The 21,471-nt window shown below is 32.0% G+C and carries 23 protein-coding genes; 1 reads left to right on the forward strand and 22 read right to left on the reverse strand.

The features are described 5' to 3' along the window. Window positions 1-438: 438 nt before the first annotated feature. From EM932_RS13245 to EM932_RS13340, 20 genes are all read right to left on the reverse strand, one after another. Complete coding sequence (locus tag EM932_RS13245) at window positions 439-744, reverse strand: GIY-YIG nuclease family protein (protein WP_135877671.1); 306 nt, start codon at window positions 742-744, stop codon at window positions 439-441. A 230-nt stretch (window positions 745-974) separates the two neighbouring features. After that, the gene (locus EM932_RS13250; RefSeq protein WP_135877672.1) at window positions 975-1,526 is read right to left on the reverse strand and encodes a class I SAM-dependent methyltransferase; all 552 of its coding nucleotides are present in this window, start codon (window positions 1,524-1,526) and stop codon (window positions 975-977) included. Window positions 1,527-1,556: 30 nt separating this feature from the next. Beyond that, window positions 1,557-2,807, reverse strand: a complete 1,251-nt coding sequence (locus EM932_RS13255) for a YaiO family outer membrane beta-barrel protein (RefSeq protein ID WP_135877673.1) — start codon at window positions 2,805-2,807, stop codon at window positions 1,557-1,559. A 15-nt stretch (window positions 2,808-2,822) separates the two neighbouring features. Beyond that, on the reverse strand, window positions 2,823-5,240 hold the full coding sequence (locus tag EM932_RS13260) for a sulfatase-like hydrolase/transferase (RefSeq protein WP_135877674.1): 2,418 nt from the start codon (window positions 5,238-5,240) through the stop codon (window positions 2,823-2,825). An 18-nt stretch (window positions 5,241-5,258) separates the two neighbouring features. After that, complete coding sequence (locus EM932_RS13265) at window positions 5,259-6,689, reverse strand: glycosyltransferase family 2 protein (protein ID WP_135877675.1); 1,431 nt, start codon at window positions 6,687-6,689, stop codon at window positions 5,259-5,261. Window positions 6,690-6,691: 2 nt separating this feature from the next. Continuing rightward, a complete protein-coding gene (locus EM932_RS13270) occupies window positions 6,692-7,795 on the reverse strand; it encodes a hypothetical protein (RefSeq protein ID WP_135877676.1) in 1,104 nt (367 codons plus the stop codon). A gap of 12 nt (window positions 7,796-7,807) precedes the next feature. Beyond that, on the reverse strand, window positions 7,808-8,173 hold the full coding sequence (locus EM932_RS13275) for a response regulator transcription factor (protein WP_135877677.1): 366 nt from the start codon (window positions 8,171-8,173) through the stop codon (window positions 7,808-7,810). Next, on the reverse strand, window positions 8,166-8,534 hold the full coding sequence (locus EM932_RS13280) for an Hpt domain-containing protein (protein WP_135877678.1): 369 nt from the start codon (window positions 8,532-8,534) through the stop codon (window positions 8,166-8,168). The genes EM932_RS13275 and EM932_RS13280 overlap by 8 nt, the downstream gene beginning before the upstream one ends. Before the next feature lie 252 nt (window positions 8,535-8,786). Further along, window positions 8,787-9,716: a DUF3078 domain-containing protein gene (locus tag EM932_RS13285; RefSeq protein WP_135877679.1), complete on the reverse strand. Its 930-nt coding sequence runs from the start codon at window positions 9,714-9,716 to the stop codon at window positions 8,787-8,789. A 65-nt stretch (window positions 9,717-9,781) separates the two neighbouring features. After that, window positions 9,782-10,288: a DUF2480 family protein gene (locus EM932_RS13290; RefSeq protein WP_135877680.1), complete on the reverse strand. Its 507-nt coding sequence runs from the start codon at window positions 10,286-10,288 to the stop codon at window positions 9,782-9,784. A gap of 102 nt (window positions 10,289-10,390) precedes the next feature. Beyond that, on the reverse strand, window positions 10,391-10,717 hold the full coding sequence (locus EM932_RS13295) for an SUF system Fe-S cluster assembly protein (protein WP_102756453.1): 327 nt from the start codon (window positions 10,715-10,717) through the stop codon (window positions 10,391-10,393). A gap of 9 nt (window positions 10,718-10,726) precedes the next feature. Further along, window positions 10,727-11,149 carry a SufE family protein gene (locus EM932_RS13300; RefSeq protein WP_135877681.1) on the reverse strand — a complete coding sequence of 141 codons (423 nt, stop codon included), beginning with the start codon at window positions 11,147-11,149 and terminating at the stop codon, window positions 10,727-10,729. A gap of 130 nt (window positions 11,150-11,279) precedes the next feature. Beyond that, window positions 11,280-11,708, reverse strand: coding sequence for a hypothetical protein (locus EM932_RS13305; RefSeq protein ID WP_135877682.1), 429 nt, complete (start codon window positions 11,706-11,708; stop codon window positions 11,280-11,282). 44 nt (window positions 11,709-11,752) lie between these two features. Next, on the reverse strand, window positions 11,753-12,967 hold the full coding sequence (locus EM932_RS13310) for an aminotransferase class V-fold PLP-dependent enzyme (RefSeq protein WP_135877683.1): 1,215 nt from the start codon (window positions 12,965-12,967) through the stop codon (window positions 11,753-11,755). Window positions 12,968-13,104: 137 nt separating this feature from the next. Further along, a complete protein-coding gene (gene sufD / locus EM932_RS13315; RefSeq protein ID WP_135877684.1) occupies window positions 13,105-14,418 on the reverse strand; it encodes a Fe-S cluster assembly protein SufD in 1,314 nt (437 codons plus the stop codon). A 154-nt stretch (window positions 14,419-14,572) separates the two neighbouring features. Beyond that, window positions 14,573-15,325, reverse strand: coding sequence for a Fe-S cluster assembly ATPase SufC (gene sufC / locus EM932_RS13320; RefSeq protein ID WP_135877685.1), 753 nt, complete (start codon window positions 15,323-15,325; stop codon window positions 14,573-14,575). 9 nt (window positions 15,326-15,334) lie between these two features. Continuing rightward, entirely contained in the window at window positions 15,335-15,679 is a 345-nt protein-coding gene (locus EM932_RS13325; RefSeq protein ID WP_135877686.1) for a hypothetical protein, read from the reverse strand. 113 nt (window positions 15,680-15,792) lie between these two features. Further along, window positions 15,793-17,244 carry a Fe-S cluster assembly protein SufB gene (gene sufB / locus EM932_RS13330; protein WP_135877687.1) on the reverse strand — a complete coding sequence of 484 codons (1,452 nt, stop codon included), beginning with the start codon at window positions 17,242-17,244 and terminating at the stop codon, window positions 15,793-15,795. Window positions 17,245-17,292: 48 nt separating this feature from the next. Beyond that, window positions 17,293-17,622 carry a HesB/IscA family protein gene (locus EM932_RS13335; protein ID WP_135877688.1) on the reverse strand — a complete coding sequence of 110 codons (330 nt, stop codon included), beginning with the start codon at window positions 17,620-17,622 and terminating at the stop codon, window positions 17,293-17,295. 206 nt (window positions 17,623-17,828) lie between these two features. Then, window positions 17,829-18,032 (reverse strand): hypothetical protein, encoded by a 204-nt coding sequence (locus tag EM932_RS13340; protein WP_135877689.1) that lies wholly within the window; start codon window positions 18,030-18,032, stop codon window positions 17,829-17,831. 637 nt (window positions 18,033-18,669) lie between these two features. Here EM932_RS13340 and EM932_RS13345 point away from each other — a divergent pair. Further along, complete coding sequence (locus EM932_RS13345) at window positions 18,670-19,734, forward strand: Fic family protein (protein ID WP_135877690.1); 1,065 nt, start codon at window positions 18,670-18,672, stop codon at window positions 19,732-19,734. Between the two features lie 282 nt (window positions 19,735-20,016). On the opposite strand, the gene EM932_RS13350 is transcribed toward EM932_RS13345, so the two are convergent. Further along, window positions 20,017-20,250 (reverse strand): hypothetical protein, encoded by a 234-nt coding sequence (locus EM932_RS13350; RefSeq protein ID WP_135877691.1) that lies wholly within the window; start codon window positions 20,248-20,250, stop codon window positions 20,017-20,019. Window positions 20,251-20,406: 156 nt separating this feature from the next. Next, on the reverse strand, window positions 20,407-21,471 hold the full coding sequence (locus EM932_RS13355) for a cytochrome-c peroxidase (RefSeq protein ID WP_211344288.1): 1,065 nt from the start codon (window positions 21,469-21,471) through the stop codon (window positions 20,407-20,409).

Genomic DNA, 21,471 nt, shown 5'->3' on the forward strand with positions numbered 1-21,471 from the left:
AGCTTTAATTGTGTTTTATTCGATATGACTATGGTGCAGTTTTCCTTTAGCCTTACAAATCCTTTCATCTAGTTTTAGGTGCTCCTAAAAAAGACAAGATTCTTTAACAAATGAACAAAATAAGCTGCGTTGTCATTCAGAAGGAGGGACGACTGAAGAATCTAAAACACTGTCCTTTTTTTACTACCAATGCGTAAATGCATTGTTAATGTATATGAATTTAGAGGGTCTCCTTATACAATAGGACAATGAGATTCTTCGCTTTGCTCTGAATGACATTTGAGCCTCAATTGTGTTTAATTCGATATGATTGCTAGGTGTTAGTATTGTAGATTCTCACGTTACGCTTTTAGTACTCTTTAAAAGGCACGATCCTTTAAACAAATGAACAAAATAAGCTGCGTTGTCATTCAGAAGGAGGGACGACTGAAGAATCTCTTATATAGTATCATCAAGAAATGACCACTTAGGATTAATACTAGAAATTAGATTATTCTTTTTTTCTCTACTCCAACCTTTGATTTGCTTTTCTCTTTTTATAGCATTTTCAATTTCAAAAAAATGTTCATAATAAATAAGATAAAAACATTTGTATTTTGAAGTAAAAGCTTTTGAAAAAGGTTCTGGGTTTTTATGAAAATAGAGTCGTTCTTTTAAGTTATTGGTTACTCCAGTATATAGAACTGTTTTCATTTTATTTGTTAGTACATAGACATAGTAGTTATGTGTGCCTTTTGTTTTCATTTAGTGCTATTTTTATGAGATTCTTCGCTGCGCTCTGAATGACATTACCTCTATATAAAAAGAAATCGTTATGTCATTCAGAAGGCTATCGAAAACAAAATATATTTTGTTTGAAGATATAAGCGGAGCTTACGACTGAAGAATCTAATTTTGTTTTTACTTTACTACTGGTAGTTCTATAAATATAGTGAGATCCTTCGCTACGCTCTGGATGACATTTGTATTGTGCTTTAATTTCTAACCTTTCTACAGTGATAAATATATTCAGTTATAAAATTTTTATTTGAAGTCATTTCACACGCTTCAAATATTTGCTGAAATTTCTTGAAGTTGAATTTGGTATATAAAACCTGACTGTAATAGGCATTATTTTCTAAAAGATCGTAAGCATCCTGTATAATAGCCAAGCCTTTTTCTTTACTGAAAAAAGAAAATGGAATAGATGAAATTACAGCATTTACATTTTCTTTTACATGTTTTTTTAAGTTTTGAGCGCCATCGTTAACAATAACCAATCTGTCATCTGTAATGTTTCTTCTTACATGATCGCAGAAACTTTCTTTTACTTCAAAAGTATATAGTTTTGATGTTGGCGCGATGGTATTTAATATTTGCTGAGTAATATTACCATGTCCCATTCCAAATTCAACAATAACTTTATTGTTTTCTGTTGAAATGTGTTTACAAATATCAATTTCAACCTGTCTACTGGTTTCAGATATAGCACCAGTAACTAATAGGTTTTTTGCAAATGCAATAGATGTTTTAAGTTTTTGATTCATCTAATTTTGTTGATTTTTGATTGAAATTTATTACTTAAATAATAAGTCCCAAGATAATGAAAACGAATAAATCCAGAAATAAGTACCTGGATTAAAGCTAATTTCCTGATGGGCTATCCCCGTCTGAACTCCCCAAAGATTATGGTTGTTTTTTGAAGAAAAGTAATACCCTAAATTAAACTTTTGAGATTGCAGGTTAATAATGGCATCTTCATTACCTCCAAAATTAAACCTGTTTTCTTCGGGAGAAAAACCTGCACCAACATCAACACTAAAATAGTTATTAGCATCTCTTCTGTATTTTCTAAAACTAAGTGTTCCAGATTTACTCGCTTTAGGTTCACCAGGTGTTACATAAGCTCTAAATGCCCAATAATTGTTTTTTTGATACCAGCCAATAGAACCTGTGTATATGATGGTTGTCGAACTAAATTTTAAAGCTCTAAAACCTAATGAAGCTTCAAAACTTTTTGGCAACGATTTATATAATTCTGCGCCATACCTTACATCTGGAAATAAAAATGAGTTAGCCACTCCAAAATTTAAATAAGCATATAAACCATTAACTATTCTGGGATACATATCAACTTCAAACTGAACACCATTAGATTGAAAACGCCTGTTAAAATTAATCTTAGCATGAATGCTTCCGTACTTAGTAGCTCGGGCATATTTTATTAAATAAAACTGCATGGGATCAAAGACCTGTGAGTATAAATCCACTGAGGCTTTTAATCCGATAGTATTTAGGCTTAATTTAGTTGTTAGGCTTGCTTTGTAAGCGATGGCTTTTTCGTGTTTAGAGTCGTTTTTTAAAATGGTTTTTATAGTTGCCAGAGCTTCTTCAGGGTTATTTGAGGCATCCTCTGCACTTGCTTTTAAGTATAAAATTTCTGAATTCTTAGGAAAATGCGTTAAGGCTTTTTTTACCATTTCTAAAGCACTATATGGCGCACCGCTCCATAATTCATTCTTAATAGCAGCTTCCCAGGTATCTAATCTATCTGGCGATTTTTTTAATACGTAATTGAACGCTTCTTTGGCTTTTTTATAATGGCCATCCCAGGAATATGTGCTTGCTAAAAATGAACGGATGTCATGATAGTCGGGGTATTTGGTTAATATGAGTAGCAAACTATCTTGTGCCTGCTTCCTTTGTTTGTTAAAAGCAAGGTCTCTTGCTACTTTAAAAGCATTATCGGGATCTCCCTTAAAGACTTTTTGCTGCCCAAAAGAACCAAAATGTATAGACATTAATATGATAAAAACATACTTGTTCATAGTTTTGAATGGTCTTTACTTTAAGCCTTTTTTAAATGCCAGATAATCAGAATTATTTGGGTGAATTTTAATAATACTGTCCATTAATTTAATAGCAAACGCTTTATGGTCTAACCGCTGATATGCTTTAGCCATTTTAAAGGGAATGTCTGCATTTAACACATCATTCTTTTTGGCCTGATTGAATATCTGTACAGATTTATTATCCTGTCCAGACCACCAGTACATATCCAGAATTGCTAAATAGGCATCATCATAATAAGGCGATCTTTTAATAGCATTTAGTAATACTTTTTCTGATTCTTCATAGTTTCTTTCCCAAGCTAAGGACCGCCCTTTTAATATTCTGGCATCTGTGTAATTTGGATATTCATTTAGTATATAATCACAAAGTAAACGGGCTATTTCGTATTGTTTTTTAAATGATAAATCTCTGGCTATAAATAGAATTTCATCATATGTTTTTCCTTTGGTATGTTCGTTAATTGTAGCTAATTGCTCCGAAGAGAATTCTGTTTTTGGAGTTACGTAAATATTGAGTGAGTCTGGGAAAATTTTATTCTGCTGTGTTACGTAAGCATTTATCCTTTTAAAAGCTAATAATGAATCCGTCATAGTTTTTACAATGACTTCTTCATTTACTTTATAGGTTCCAAAATTTTCGTTTATTTTGAATAGTTCTCCATCAGAATATAAATAGTCTTTGTATATAAAATCATTGATGCTTCCTTTATAGCGCATTAAAGGTATTTTATGAATATTCCTAAAATGTCTGGTAGTGTCTAATCCATTTCCAACCCAAGGTGTTTTATCTAATGGTTTGAATTTAAAGTTTTTTATTAAGCTATTTAATATACTTGGTGTCACATCCCAATGAGATGATACAGATTTAAATGTATCGGCTTTTTTTAATAGTGGACTGTATATTAAAAAAGGAACATGAAACCTGCAAAGTTTGTCTTTTTGAGTGATTGGTATAAGCCTATGATCTCCGGTTATGATAAAGATGGTATTTGAATAATCTGGACGTTGCTCATAACCATGCATAAATTCTTTTATAGCGTTATCGGTATAAAGCAGGCATCCAAAAATATCTTTATGGTCATTTATCTGATTTTTTATAGGTTCTAACTCATTGGAAGACGCTAATAGTTTGTCAACTTTAGCCATATATTCTTCTTTTTTAGGAAATTCAAATGGCTCATGCGTAGAAAGCGTCATAATGATATCTAAGCGAGGTTGCTTTTCTATTTGAAAAGATGTTAATGCTTTTCTAAAGATTTCACTATCTGGATATCCCCAAGAAAAACCGCCATCGTTGCCTTTTGTTTTTTCAAAAGATGGGCCATATTTATTTTCATCTATGAGGGTCTCAATACCATTATACTCTAAAAAATTAATTTTTCGGTCAAAACTAGATGGCCCTCCAGAATAATAAGACGTTTTGTATCCATTAGCTTTTAGGATGCTAATAAGTGATATGTGCGAAGGTGTTTTTGTTACATCTAAAAAACCTGTTTCACCATAAGGTAAAGACCCAAACAACGAGGGTAAGATTCCGAATGATCTCCCCGTAGTGCTTACAAAATTTTTCCAGTACAATGATTTTGATATCAGCGAATCTAAATATGGGGTAAAACCGCTATATTGATTCCCATCTACAAACTCGCTTCCCAATCCTTCTACTACAATGAATACAATATTGGGTTTACCCTCTTTAAATGTTAAGAACGGTGATAGTACATCTTTGGAATTATTAACTGATTTTAATAGTGGGTAATCAGTTCTGTTTGCAAATTCGGAAGCATTTAACTTACTCTTTTCGCACTGAAATTTTATAATATCGTTTACTAAAAAAGAAATTTTATTTTGATGCGGTTTACTGGATACCCCAGGGATAATTAATTTTAAGCACCCTAATAACAGTATGGATAAAATACTTACGCCTATTAACTTTCTTTTGGGTATGGAATTGTTAATATATTTATATAACAATAAGAACAGTAAAGGGAATATTATGAATGGGAAAAAATAAGTAATAGATATTGATTCTGATACCGAAACGGTACTAAAAGCATCATTAAATGAGTATCCTAAAATGTCGACTCCTAAATTTAAATTGGTTGTTAAACTATATTTTACAAGTGAAAATTGAATAATTACAAATAAAATAAACAGTGTCTTTGTTATGATGATGGCTTGTTTTTTTATTAATGAGTTTAATAATAAAAAAAGAGGAAGTAGTAAAGTGCCTATAATTAAGCCACTCCAAAAATCATTAACAAGTTTATAGATTGAAGCTAAAAAAATATTAGTCTCAGATGTTTTTGCAGCAAAAAGCTCAAATAAACTTACAAACCACAATGCACCAATTAGTGATATAGTTAAATACACGTATTTATTTATGGCTTCTTTTTCGATATTAAATGTCATAGTACTTGTGTTTTTAAACTATGATGAGGTTAGACCTTTTCGTTGCATAACGCCCCATTTCTTTTTCTTATTAAAGTAGTAATCGTAATTCCCTTTTATGGCTGCATATAGAATAAATGGATGTAAAACAAAGGGTTCAAGTGCAGTTAGTAAAACTAATTTGTAACCTGTACCTTTCTTTTTGTATTGATGGAATGTTAACTCTTCAGAGTAAAGTGCTATTATTGAAAATAGTACAGAAAAGATATAGGCAAGCATAAGAAATGACAACGCGTATTCCCACCGTACTTCTTTTAGAATAACCAGAATGGCAAAATAAATAATACCTACAGCTTCTATTATTGGAGCAAGACGTTCAAATATTAACCAATATGGATAGCTTAACATGCCGAAGGAACCATAGTTTCTATTAAAACCAATTTTCCGATGTTTTTTTAGAGTTTCTATAGTGCCACGTGTCCATCTATTACGTTGGGAAATAAATATTTTATAATTATCGGGAGCTTCTGTCCAGCATAGCGGATCAGGAATATATGACACTTTATATTTTTCATTTTTCTCTTCCATATAGCGTCGCATACGGACAATAATTTCCATGTCTTCTCCCACGGTTTTGGTATCGTAACCTCCTACGGCAATAGCAATTTCTTTATCAAATATGCCAAAAGCACCAGATATTACTAATAGACCGTTTAATCGGCTCCATGCCATTCTGCCTAATAAAAAGGCTCTTAAATATTCTAATATTTGAGATTGTACTAAAAGGGCTTTTGGTAGATTAACATCAATTAATTTACCGCCTCTAATAATACATGAATTTGCTATACGGATAACACCTCCCGTAGCAATGACTTTAACATTAGTTTCTTCTAAAAAGGGTTTAATCATTTTTTGAAGGGCATTTTCTAATAGTAAACAGTCTACATCTATACAGGCAACATATTTGCTTTTGCTAATATTTAAGCCCATGTTTAGGGCATCTGCTTTTCCTCCATTTTTTTTATCAACGACCATTAACTTTTCAAAGGCGGGGTTTTTAGATTTAAATACACCAGCACGCAAGGGTTGTGTTTTAATTTTTTCATTAATTATAAAATCAACCGTCTCTAAATCGTAAGCCTCAATAAGTTTTTCTAAACTGTTATCTGTACTACCATCGTTAATAATAATTACATTGTAATTAACATAATGATTAGATAATAGCGACCTTACATTTTCAACAACATTTAAACTCTCATTATAGGCGGGAGCAATAATGGTTATTGAAGGGGACATGGTAGATGATAAGATGTCTTTATAGTTAACGAAACTATTTTTTTTAAGATATTCAACGGTTTCTTTGCCAGATATTACCGATAGAATGATATAAGAAGTAATCGCAGCAAATGCGTACCCAAAAAACAGGTAATGCAGTATTTGTAAAATTATTTTAACTGTACTAGTATCCATAATTAAGTGTTAGTTACAAATTTTAATATCTTTTTATTACCTCTGCTTTTAGGGGATTTGCTAAGTCCCATAAACTTATCTAAGTTGATAGATTTTAATATTTTAAGTGCCAGCAATTGTATTTCGAAATTTTTATGAAAAAGATGTTTTTCAATAAAAGGTTCATCAGATGGAACTACTAATTTTTCGAGTAAACCAAAAAAACTAATTTGTTCTTCTAAACTTAGTTCGTTAAAATTAGCTTTTAGCATTTCTTTTGCTTCTATTCCATATAGGCTTGTTAATACTTCAATAACTTTAACCCTAATCTTTTTTATTGGGTGAGATAACAACTCAATTAAAGTATCTTTAACCTCAAATTGGTTATACATCTTGGCTAGTTTTAGGGCAAATAAAACGACTGTTTGGTTTGAAGATTTTAACCAGGGTTTAATATCGCAAATTTGTTGATCGTCAAACTTCTGAAGTGTTTCCAGTAACTGTACCTGTGCCCATTCAGATAATGGGTTTTTAAGTTCGTCTAAAAAAGAAAGCCCATTAAACCTAAACATATTTACCATGTATAATTGGGTTTCTTTTCTAACCTCAAGTCTTGGATGCTTAATAAATGGTTTTACAAGATCATGTGCTTCTTCAATTTTAAAACGGGTTAGTTCCCCAATGCCTTTGGCTATGATGTACCAATTTTTATTTTCTAAACGCTTCAAAGCATAATTATAGAGCTCTGTTTTAAAGTAAAGTAATTTAATAGAATCTGACATTTCCCCGGAAACTTCATTCATTAAATTATATAAAATGGAAATAATTATTTTACGTTTTGATTTTATATGTACTGAGACTTTTAGTTTTTCTATTATAGCTATTTGATGATCGGTAATGTCTCCATCTTCAGAATCAGAATACAAATATTCAATTAATGTTGATTCGTAATCTTCTCTAAACTTGGCAGTTTCTATATCTTTTTTTCTTAGAGCTGCACGAATTAGTTTTAAGTATAAGGTAAGAATAACAATGGCCAAAAGTAATGTACAACTAATTGCCCAAGCTGTTTGTATTAAGAGAGGGGCTTCATTGAAATGATCAATAAGATATTGATAAGCTGCCATATAAAACGCTAATTAGTTTAAAAGCCTTTTTACTCTAATTATTAATTCATTAGGACTAAATGGTTTGCCCATAAAATCGTTAGCTCCTAGATTGAATGCCTTAATTACCATTTCTTCTTGACCAGCTGAGGAGAATACAATAATGGGTGTGTCTGAATCTAATTTTAATCGGATATGACTTATTACCTCCAGTCCACTAACAAACGGCATCATAATGTCTGTTAAAATTAAATCTGGTGTTTCTTTTTCAATTAAATCCAGAGCTTTCCTACCGTCTTCTGCCATAAGTAATTCGTATCCCTCTTTCTCTAACCTAAATTTCAATAACAATGAAAGTGTTGAGTTGTCTTCTGCTAAAACAATTTTCTTTTTAGTCATTATTGATTGATTTAAGTTCGATTATTATTTCTCTTTTTACTTCTTTAAAAAGAGTTAAACATTCATTAACAAGTGCTGCAGTAGTGTCCAAGTTTTGTTTGTCTTTAAAATTAGACTCTAATTGAAGTATTATTGATTCTAATTTAAAGATGCCAAACATGCTTATGTTTGGTTTTATCTTATGGGTGGCTTGAAAAAGCAAATCCCATTTTTTATTTGGAAACTGAGATGTTAGAACTTCTACGTATTCATCTATAAGTTCAAGAAATAGCTCCATTATTTCTTTAATAATGGAAACATCATCAAAAGTACTTTCTTTTAGTACATCTAAATCTATGTATTCATAATTCGATTTAACCATAATCTCTCACTTATTTAGATTGATTTTTCTTTCAAATTTGAATGCAATATATGAAATTATATCGATTAAATGCAAAAAAATACGTCAAAATGATTAATTAAGTAAGAAATAAATGATAAGAATGTAGTCTTTGTCTTCTTGGTTTGGTGCTCGGTTTTTAAGAAAAACCAGTACATACTATAATACAAAAAAATGCGCTTTTTATTTTAAAAAGCGCATTTATTCTATATATGATATTTGCTTAGGTAGCTTTTAGAACTTGTAGTTTAACCCAAACATCCAATAACTTTGTAAGTCATTATCAACATCTTCAAAAGAAGTTGCAGTAGGAGGTGTTTGAGCCAAAGCATAATTAAGTGCTTCTTGTTTATTGCTTCTTAAGCCAAAATCAAAACCAACACCAATCATTTTCCATAAACTATAGCCAAAAGAGTTTGTCCATGTCCAGTTTGATAAGTTTGAACTCTCATAACTTTGGAACATTGAAAGATTTGTTTTAAAACTAATGGCTTTTATTTGCTTCGTATAATCAATAAGGATTTTAGCTCCTAAAGAAGACTCAAAAACGGTGTCTTCTTTGCTAAAAACAAAGTTGTAGTTTCCAGGGTGTACTACCACAACCATATCTTTTATTGGCGTCCAGGTAACACCAACACCTAAATCTAAGTACCCAGGGTCGTTAAAATTACTTAATATAGTCGTTCTGTATTCAACCAATCCAGAAAGTGCAAATTTATCACTTAGTTTATGTCCATATAAAGAGGTAATATTAAAAACATCTGTTGCTTCCTGAAAGGAATCACTATCTGTAGGATCATCTTTATCATCTAATTTTACCCAAGATAAGTTTACATTAACAGCATTTCTCCAAAAGAATTTTTCTTTATTTAAATTAGCAAAAGCATTAACAGTAAAACCAATGTTTCCTGAATTGTTATTTGGAGTTCCTTGCGCATACCAGTTTTCAAAACTAGATATACTACCACCAATAGTACCAAAAGCCCCTTTTTTCCATCCTGGTAAAGCGTCAATTTTTGCCTGTATCGCATCAACACGTCCTTGGATTGCTGCAATAGAATCTTTTTTGGGGCCTTGAATTGCTTTTAATTCTTCTAGAGTTTCTTGTGCATGTATTGATGTGATTCCAATAAAAAAGATAAATAATAATGATAGGTTTTTCATGTTTAGTTTATTAAAATTTTGAATTAATAGTTAGACACTTTTTTACAATTTGGTCACAGGTTAAGTTATTTGTTTTTGTAAAGTGGGACAGAAGAACAAGCTTCACCATACATAATAGATTTTGCATGTGGCTTTAGTTTATTGGCAAGCATGATATAAGCATTTTGTGGCACTGGTTTTTTGGAACACCCTTTTATAATGACAGGTTTGTCTTTAAATTCGGTGATATCCAGTTGGTTTAAAATGTCTTGATAAATGGAAGATTCCAGTGTTTCTAAATCGCCAATAACGATCTTTTTTGCAAAGGGTTCTAAATGAATGCTAAGAAGCATATATGCCCATCCTGGAATAATGGCATCACTACTACACGTTAAAGCAATATAGCTATCTTGATATTGAATCCAATCAAACTCTAATGCTTGGCGCCTAAAATCTTTTTCACGCAATACGAAGCCATCAAATAACCAGTCTTTAATATCGAAAAGAACACGTTGTCCTTTAGGATAATAATCTTCTAGGTCGATAGTTATTAACTTGCTATTCGCTATGCGATTTATGATCTCGTCTTTCAAAAAATATAAGCTATTAAGTTATTTGATTTTTTATCTGTTACACTGAACACTGAACACTGAACACTGCAACTGTATACTGAACACTGAGACTATTAACCGAGTTTAAAGCATTCCCAATTCAAGCTTAGCTTCTTCGCTCATTAATTCCTGTGTCCAGGGTGGGTCGAATGTAATTTCAACTTCCGCACTTTTTACATCGTTTAAAGATTTTACTTTTTCTTCAACTTCCAATGGTAGCGTTTCTGCCACTGGACAGTTAGGTGTCGTTAAGGTCATCAGGATTTTTACATCGTAATCTTCATTAACAAATACGTCGTAAATTAAACCTAATTCGTATATATCCACGGGGATTTCCGGATCGTAAATAGTTTTTAAGACATTTACTATTTTTTCGCCTAAGGCATTGGTATCTATTGTTGTTTCGCTCATTTTTATAAACTAGTTTAACTGTGTTTGGTACGCTATCGCATACATTTTAAGTTGTTTTACCATACTTACTAAACCATTGGCTCGTGTAGGAGACAAGTGTTCTTTTAAACCAATTTTATCTATAAAATCAGTGTCTGCGTCAATAATATCTTTGGGGTGCTGATCTGAAAAAGCACGTATTAAAATAGCGATGATGCCTTTTGTAATAATAGCATCACTATCTGCTGTAAAAGCTATTTTATCGTCTTTCATTTCGGCATGTACCCAAACTTTACTCTGGCAACCTTTAATAATGTTGCTCTCCGTTTTGTATTGCTCTTCGATTAAAGGTAAATCTTTACCTAAATCAATCATATATTGATAACGTTCTTCCCAATCATCAAACATTGAGAATTCGTCTATAATTTCGTTTTGTATATCTTGAATAGTCACAGTTACAATTTTAATTTATCTCCTCGAGCGCAGTCGAGAGGTCGTTTTAATAAAAGCGTTTTTTAAATAGATCTCGACTGCACCCGATCTGACATATCGTTATAATACAAAAATACAACAAGAAAATTTTCTATTCAATGTTTTCTGAAATAGATAGTATTTCTTTAACAAGTTCCTTTATTTCTTTTGACGGATTTCCATGATCGAAAGGTTGTGTTTCGTATGTAGTCCCGTCATAAATGATTTTTAATCTTGCAATAGCTGCTCCATCAAAAAAGCGATCTTCTGAAGGGGCTTTTAGGTTCGGCATATTTTCAACATTTATAGGCTTAAGTGCTTTTAATAGAATATTCCAATGTGCTTCGCTACATGTTTTACTTAGTGGTGTATTGCCTTTTTTGTCGATAATAGAAATAGTCTTTTTATTGATTTTAATATTTTTATATCTACCTCTTGATTGAGTTGTATATTCAACCGAAATAGCTTCTTGATCTATTTTAGATTCTGAACAACGGTTGTCGACAAAAGCAAATGATAATAATATAAAAAGGTATTTCATAGGGTTTGATTTTTATAAGAGTATTACAAAAAAGAAGCCGAGATTTAAGAGAGCATCATTTTTGCTTTTCTTACACCTTCAACTAAGATATCAATCTCTTCCTTGGTATTGTAAAATGAAAACGAAGCTCGAACGGTTCCCGGAATTTTATAAAAATCCATAATAGGTTGCGCACAATGATGTCCTGTACGAACGGCGATTCCTAGTTTATCTAAAATGGTACCAACATCGTAGGGGTGTATATTTTCTAAATTAAAAGAAATTACAGATGTTTTGTTTTTAGAGGTTCCATATATTTTTAAACCATCTATAGCCAATAACTTTTCTGTAGCATAATCTAACAAGTCGTTTTCATAAGTTGCTATAGCATCAAACCCAATGCTGTTCATATAGTCGATAGCAGTTCCAAAAACAATACCTCCAGCAATATTTGGTGTGCCAGCTTCGAACTTATGGGGTAAATCGGCATAGGTCGTTTTCTCAAACGTTACTTCGGCAATCATTTCCCCTCCTCCTTGATAGGGTGGTAATTTTTTAAGCCATGTTTCTTTTCCATAAAGCATACCAACACCGGTTGGACCACACATTTTATGAGCCGATGCCACATAAAAATCAACGTCTAAAGCTTGCACATCTGGTTTTATATGTGGACATGCTTGGGCGCCATCAATTAAAACGGCCGCACCAACTTGATGTGCTTTTTCTATAATATATTCAATAGGATTGATTGTTCCTAAAGCATTTGAAATATGATTTACAAAAACAAGTTTTGTGTTTTCGGATAGTAAATTGTCGAAGTCGCTCATCACCAATTCACCATCTTCATTCATTGGAATGACTTTGAGAATACCACCTGTGCGTTCACAGAGCATTTGCCATGGTACAATATTACTATGATGTTCTAAAGCAGAAACAATGATTTCATCTCCTTTCTTTAAGAGTGAAGAGAAGCCGTTTGCTACTAAATTAATGCTATGTGTTGTTCCGGATGTTAGTATGATTTCATGCGAAAACTTAGCATTAAAGTGGGCTTGTATTTTATGGCGTGCTTGTTCGTATAAATCGGTTGCTTCCTGACTTAAGGTATGTACACCACGATGAATATTGGCATTGTAGTTTGAGTAATAATCTACGATGGTATCAATAACTTGTTGTGGTGTTTGTGATGTGGCTGCATTATCGAAATACACCAATGATTTGCCATTAACTTTACGCGAAAGAATGGGGAAATCTTTTCTTATGTCTAGTACGTTGAACATGGTTTTTTGTTTAGTCTCGATAATTGTTTTTGATTCTGTTTACGATTTGAAGTCTTTTTTACTAGGAAAGACTTTTCGACTGCGCTCAAAGTGACATTATATTAATGAATAATTTTGATACTGAAATAAGCTCTGTACTATAGATCGAATCCTATATTAACCCCTAGTGTATTCGCGATAATCTTTGTAATACGTTGTTTCATTTCTGGAATTTTAACCGAACTTAATACGTTATTACTAAAAGCGTACATTAAAAGTGCTTTGGCTTCTTTTTCCGGAATACCACGCGAACGCATATAAAACATAGCACTTTCGTCTAATTGTCCAATGGTACAGCCATGCGAACATTTAACGTCGTCTGCGAAGATTTCTAGCTGTGGCTTGGTGTTTATCGTTGCTTTATCGCTTATTAAAATATTGTTGTTTGCCTGAAATGCATTGGTTTTCTGAGCTTCTTTTTCAACAATAATTTTCCCATTGAAAACACCTGTTGAATTCTCTCCAAAAATACCCTTGTAGTCTTGATGACTTTCGCAATTCGGTTCTATATGATGTACTAATGTATTGTGGTCTACATGTTGTTTTTCACCAATAATAGTTACACCTTTTAGGATAGAATCAATACGTTCTCCTTCTTGAAAGAAGTTTAAATTGTTACGTGTTAATTTCCCTCCAAAGGCAAAAGTGTGAACAGATGCTACACTTTCTTTCTTTTGTTTTATAAACGTATTGTCTATTAATGATGCATTAGAGTTATCGTTCTGAATTTTATAGTAATCGACAATAGCACGTTTATTTGTGAAAATTTCGGTAACACTATTTGTAAGAACAGGATTGTCGTTTAAACTTTGGTGACGCTCGATAATCTGTACGTGTGAGTTCTCATCAACCACAATTAAATTTCGAGGTTGTAACATGGTTGCTGATTCATTTCCTGTTGAAAAATGCAAGATCTGAATTGGTTTTTCAACCATTTTATTTTTTGGAATATGAATGTAGGCACCTTCACTTGAAAATGCTGTATTTAATGATGATAGACTATCTTTTGTTGCTGCTTTGTTGAAATAATTTTCAATTAAAATACGATACTTAGGTTTTGTAAGTGCAGACGACATTAAGCAAACATCCATACCATCGTGAGTAGTTTGCGATAGGTGAGACGAATATTTACCGTCGATAAATACAATTTTATAGGTATCTATATCGTGGATAAAATATTTTTTAATGTCTTTATATTCTATGGCATTTTCCTGTTGAGGGAATACACTATAGTCCTCTTTTAGTATTTTATTTAAAGAAGTGTATTTCCAGGCTTCTTCTTTTTTTGTTGGAAAGCCTTTTTCTTCAAATATCTTAATAGCATCATTTCTTACATCGTGCACATAGGTATCAATGTCTACTTGATTTTCAAATACTAAAAAGGATGATAATAATTTTTCTTTTAAATCCATTTTCTCAGTCTTCAGTGATCAGTCTTCAGTAAGCAGTCATAAGCGTTACCAAATCTGTGTAATTTATTGCTGTTTTATTTTGAATAGAATAGTAAGAGTAATCAGGGTTTGAGTAAGCAAAACTGCCAACTGCTAACTGAATACTGCGGACTAGCTATGCGTTCACTTCTTCTTTAATCCAGTCGTAACCTTTTTCTTCAAGCTCATGAGCAAGTTCTTTTGTTCCAGATTTAACAATTTTTCCATTGTATAATACATGTACAAAATCAGGAACGATATAGTCTAATAAACGTTGATAGTGTGTAATAACAACAACAGCGTTGTCTTTGCTTTTAAGTTTGTTTACACCATTTGCAACAATACGTAAAGCATCAATATCAAGACCGGAATCTGTTTCATCAAGAATTGCTAGTTTTGGTTCTAACATAGCCATTTGAAAGATCTCGTTACGTTTTTTCTCCCCCCCAGAGAACCCTTCGTTTAATGAACGAGACAAAAACTTTCTATCAATTTCTAAAAGCTCAGATTTTTCACGAATTAATTTAAGCATGTCTTTAGCAGGCATGTCTTCTAATCCTTTGGCTTTTCTGGTTTCGTTAATAGCTGTTTTCATGAAGTTGGTAACGGAAACACCAGGAATTTCAACAGGATATTGAAATGATAAAAACACGCCTTTGTGTGCACGTTCTTCGGCAGCTAATTCATCAATATCTTCACCGTTGAATTCAATATTGCCTTTAGTCACTTCATATTCTTCTTTTCCTGCAATCACAGAAGCTAATGTGCTTTTTCCAGAACCATTAGGTCCCATGATGGCATGTACTTCTCCCGCCTTTACTTCAAGGTTAATGCCTTGTAAAATGGTTTTATCTTCAACACTTGCGTGTAAATTATCAATTTTTAACATAGTTTTTATTTACTTCACTAGTTTTACAACGTTGTTATCTCCTTTCTTCGGTGCTGTTACGTCTAAAATTTCAACAATTTCAACTTTATTTTCCCAAAGTATTTTTTCGTCTTTTTGATTTGTAATTCGCCCTCTAATCTCAACAGAAACCATATCTGTCGGTTCAGATTTGAAGGTTTCGGCTTTTTTGTTTAACTCATGCAATTTATCAGTAATTAAAACACCATAAATCTCATTTTGAGTTTGTAATACGGCAGCTCCATCATAATAAACAAATTCCCCTTTTATTATTTCCCCTTTTTCACAGCTTACAAATATTGCCAGAATTGTTACGATAAAAAATGCTCTTTTCATTTTTAAATTTATTTTCAGTTTTCAAAACTAAACGAGAAACTGTTCATTATATTTTAAGGTTTTGAATATTCAGTTAAGCGTGAGCGAACTGCAACTGAATACTGCAAACTATTTTATCCAACACTTCCTTCTAAACTTATTTCTAATAATTTTTGAGCTTCTACCGCAAACTCCATTGGAAGTTTATTTAAAACTTCTTTACTAAATCCGTTTACAATCAAAGCAATGGCTTTTTCTGTGTCTATACCACGTTGGTTACAGTAGAAAATTTGATCTTCACCAATTTTACTGGTAGTAGCTTCGTGCTCTATTTTAGCGGACTTATTTTTTGCTTCTATATAAGGAAAGGTATGTGCACCACATTCATTTCCCATTAGTAAACTGTCACATTGCGAAAAGTTACGTGCGTTTTCTGCTCTGGAATTAATTTGAACTAAACCACGATAACTATTTTGTGATTTTCCAGCTGAAATTCCTTTTGAAATGATAGTTGATTTGGTATTTTTTCCCAAATGAATCATTTTGGTTCCGGTATCTGCTTGTTGGTAATTATTGGTTACTGCTATAGAATAAAACTCTCCCACAGAATTGTCACCTTTTAATATACATGATGGGTATTTCCAGGTAACAGCAGAACCTGTTTCAACTTGTGTCCAAGAGATTTTCGCGTTTTTCTCACATAAACCACGCTTGGTTACAAAGTTGTAAACGCCTCCTTTACCTTCTGAGTTACCGGGGTACCAGTTTTGTACTGTTGAGTATTTAATCTCAGCATCGTCTAGAGCAATGAGTTCGACTACAGCTGCGTGTAATTGGTTTTCATCTCTACTAGGTGCTGTACAGCCTTCAAGGTAACTTACGTAACTGCCTTCGTCTGCTATTACCAATGTTCTTTCAAATTGTCCAGTACCTGCCTGGTTGATTCTAAAGTAAGTTGATAATTCCATTGGGCATTTTACCCCTTTAGGGATGTAGCAGAAAGAACCATCACTAAACACAGCACTGTTTAATGCAGCATAAAAGTTGTCTTTTTGAGGTACGACAGTACCTAAATATTTTTTGACTAATTCCGGATGCTCTTTTATAGCTTCGGAAATACTCATAAATATAATGCCTTTTTCTCCTAAGGTTTTCTTAAAGGTTGTTGCAACTGAAACAGAATCTATAACAACATCCATGGCAACACCTGCAAGTTTCTTTTGCTCATCCAGAGAAATACCCAGTTTTTCAAAAGTTGCCAATAATTCTGGATCAACTTCATCAATGCTATCATATTTAGGTTTACTATTTGGTGCAGAATAATATGAAATGCCTTGAAAATCTGGTTTTTTATAACGTACATTTGCCCATTCTGGTTCAGTCATTTCTTTCCAAACACGAAAGGCCTCTAATCTCCAATCGGTCATCCATTGTGGCTCTTCTTTCTTTTGGGAAATGGCACGTACAATATCTTCATTTAAACCATTAGGGAATGTATCTGATTCTATATCAGTATAAAAACCATATTCGTATTCTTTGGTTTTAAGTTCTTCCCTTAAATCGTCCTCTGTGTATTTATTACTCATTGTTCTTTTTGGTTATGTCTTCCCTTTGGGAAGATTTAGATGGGCTTTTTAGAGTGAAAATGATTCTCCACAACCACAAGTGCGGTTTGCGTTAGGATTGTTAAATACGAAACCTGTTCCGTTTAATCCTCCGGAATATTCAAGTGTTGTTCCGATTAGGTATAAAAAGCTTTTTTTATCAACGATAATTTTTACATCATTATCTTCAAACACTTTATCGTCTTCTTTACTTTCTTTATCAAATTTTAAATCATAAGACAGCCCAGAACAACCGCCACTCTTAACACCTACACGTACGTAGTCTTTAGAAGGATTGTAGCCATCATCAGTCATTAATTCAATAACTTTCTTTTTAGCTGTTTCAGAAACTTTTATCATATTATTTTTTATTAGATTTAGAAATGTGTTAATTTTATTAAGACAGTTTCTAAATAGATCACAAATATACAATATAAGTCATGGATTACCATATAACCTAACATTATATTAGTATATGGGTTTATAGGTTTTTTTTATTAAAAAATAAAGAGCTTAAATGAAAGCTCTTTTATTGTATTGTTTTAAGATTTTTAAATGTTAATACGTTAAACTATTCTTTTTGTTTTTGTAATGGATAAAATATTTTGTTTTTGTTTTACGTTTACAATATCACCATTTTTACCAAATTTAAAGTAGTTTTTACAACTCTTGCAAATCAATTGAGGTGTGTTTGTATTTGTTTTGTTTAAACGAAAATAATTATGTCCATAAGCAGAGCAAAATAGGGTTGAAGTTAAATTGGTTTTCATGGTATTAGTAATTTTCTGTAAATTAAATTAAGTAAAATAATACATACTTGAAAGAAAAATTCTATTTTTTTAACAAATTAGATTGGTTTTTATGGTGATTTTTCCTCTTAAAATCACTTTTTATAGATAAATTGACAGTTTGAAAAGGAAGGTTTTAAACACTTTTAAATTTGCATTATTTTTAACTGAAAGTTGTATGTAAGAACTTAAGAGGTTTAAAACTTTAAAGTGTTAAGATTGTAAAAGATATTAGGAAAGAAAGTAGCTTTTAATTGGGTAATAATATTTTAAATCAATTTTAGATAAAGTTTTTGAAAATCTAGATGCTCTTTAATTCTAAGGCCTCTATTTGGTTTTAAATTCTCTTAGGATGTGTATGGTTTAAGAACAGCTAAAAAAATAAAACAAGACATCGCTTTATAGCCTTTACCTAAAACCACAAAAAGTATGGTCCGAATACTAATCGTAGTGCTGCGGATGTGTTTTATTTGATGTGGTTAATCCATGACTTGATTCATGTGTTAAAATAAATCTGTTTTTATTAAATGATTCTATTATTGGATAAAATTGGATACTAATTGGATATATCCAAAAGAATAATTACATATATTTGTAATTGGATAAAATTGGATACAAAATGGATATATCTAAAAAGATAGTATTTCAACCAGCTATATTTCAGGACATCATACAAAAAACAGGTCTTGTTGATACCTTTAAAGGTGGCTGGAATCTCATTGAAAATAAAGAAAAGCGTTACTTAAAAGAGTTACGTGATATTGCTACCATTCAAAGTATCGGTTCATCAACCAGAATAGAAGGTGCTACTTTAACTGATAAAGAAGTTAAACAATTACTTAAGTCGGTACAAATAAATAAACTTGATAAGCGTGAAGAACAAGAAGTTGTAGGCTATTATGAAGCTTTAGAACTTATATTAGAGCATTACGAGGATATAGACCTTTCAGAACGCTATTTACACCAATTACACACAGTACTTTTAAAGTATAGTAGTAAAGACCAACGACACAAAGGGAAATATAAAAATTTATCCAATCAAGTAGTAGCTAACTATCCAGGTGGCGGACAAAAAGTTATATTTAGAACTACCGAGCCACATTTAACAGCTAGTGAGATGCACGATTTAATTGTGTGGACTAATGAGCAATTGGAAGAAAAAAAACTACACCCAATACTAATAACATCCGTATTTGTGTATGAGTTTCTATCAATTCACCCATATCAAGATGGCAATGGTAGATTGTCACGATTGTTAACCACATTTTTACTACTAAAACAGGACTACAATTTCATTGAATATGTATCCTTTGAACATGTTATTGAAAACAGAAAGGATATGTACTACAGAGTCCTTATGGAAACTCAAAAACACAGAGGAACAGATGATGAAATACTGGATCGTTGGGTGGTTTTCTTTTTGGACTGCCTCATTGAACTTACCGAAAAGTTAAAAACCAAATATGATACCTATAATAGCTTAAAAAGCAGTACCAACGATAGACAGAAACAAGTATTAGCTTATATAGATGAGCATAAAACGGTTCAGATAAAAGACTTGGAAGAAAACCTATCTGATTACTCGAGAAATACACTTAAAAAAGATTTACAATACTTGGTTCAAGAAGGTTTTATATTAACTACTGGTTCTGGTCGTGGTGTGCGTTATCATGCTAAAGCATGATATTATTTTTTATCATCAAACTATATTTAGTGATGAAAATTAGATTCAAAAAATGAGGACTATAATCCTTAATTTATCCAGATTTTGTTGTAAAATGATATATCATCATTTAGATTCCGTTCCATTGTTTTGAAAAATAATGTTTGAAATTTAACTCTTGTTTGAAAAGTTACTTCTTCTTCAGACAAATTACTTAAAAACAATATATTTTTGCCATCAGATTTTTGTATTTCTTCCGCTAATCGGAACTTGTTCTCTACCTATTTAGAATAAAGCATTGTCTTATGATGACGTTTTTGAAAGTCTAGATGCTCTTCTTCTTTTTAGGTAATTAGGAAAGTGACTCATTTCTTTATAAACTGATAGATTTATGATATTACCACTATTGGTTGATATGAAACGGTTATTGCAAGATTTGCATATTAATTCTGAGGTTTCTTTATTTATTTTATCTACATGTAAATAATTATGCCCAAATATGGAGCAAAATCTATCTATAGGTTTTTCGTAGGTCATTACGTGGGAAATTTAGGGCTGCAAATATCGCAAAAAATCTGTCAAAACAGATTAAACAATTTTTTTTTCGATGAAAAACAAAGTGATGTTTCGATTTATGAATTAACAACTTGTTATTTGCTGGTAATTGGCGTTATTAGTTTTTCAACAAAGTATTTACTGATTTGAAAAAGCAGGATTATTTATAAATTCAAAATCAGATAGAGATAGTAAAAAGGTTTTTAAATCTGCTTTATCCTGTGCTGATAGTTGCACACCGCCTTGTGCTACTTTTTTCATTAAAGGATCAATAGTTGGTGAGTTTTGTAAACCTTCACTGTAATGACTAATAACGTCGTCGAGTGTTGCAAATCTACCATCGTGCATGTAGGGTGCTGTGAATGCTAAATTTCGTAATGAAGGCGATTTAAATTTTCCGTTGTCTGCGGGATCACCAGTAATTTTACCTAAGCCTAAATCTGTAAAAGTAGCATCTAAACCATTATTATGAAACATGTTATCCGTCCATAAGGGATTTTTGTCACTACCATGACAATGAAAGCAATCTCCTTTAGTTTCGTCCATAAAAATATTAAACCCATTAAGTTCTTCAGGCGTTAAAGTTGCTTCGTTTAAAAGGTGTTTGTCAAATTTTGAATTCGAAGAAATTAAAGTGCGTTCAAATTGTGCAATGGCTTTGGTTACTAAGGTCGAATCTATTGTTGAGGTACCAAATGCTTGTTCGAATAAGTTAGGGTACTCTATATGTTGTTGTAATTTTTGTTCTACCTGTACCCAGGTATTATGCATTTCTAAAGGATCGATTACAGGTTGAAAAGCTTGATGCTCTATGCCAAATGATCTACCATCCCAAAAGAATTTCTCATCGTAATTCCAAGCTAAATTAAATAAAGGCATGGAGTTGCGATTACCAAAAAAACCATCTATACCATCACTAAATCGATCTGCATCCGAAAATGCATTTTCTGGAGCATGACAATCTGCACAAGCCTGCGTATTGTCTGCTGATAATATAGGGTCGAAAAATAATTTTTTACCTAAAGCGATTCCCTCAACGGTTTGTGGGTTGTTAGTGGGGATAACTGGAGCAAGTATATTGTCTTGAAAAAACGGAGGGATTTCTAATGGACTTGGCGTAGGTACATATTCATTGACACTTTCATTTGAACATGATATACAAATGAAAAAAAGTAAGATAAAATATGAAATCCATTTAAACAT

It is taken from the genome of Flavivirga rizhaonensis, from assembly GCF_004791695.1.
Taxonomy (GTDB): Bacteria; Bacteroidota; Bacteroidia; order Flavobacteriales; family Flavobacteriaceae; genus Flavivirga; species Flavivirga rizhaonensis.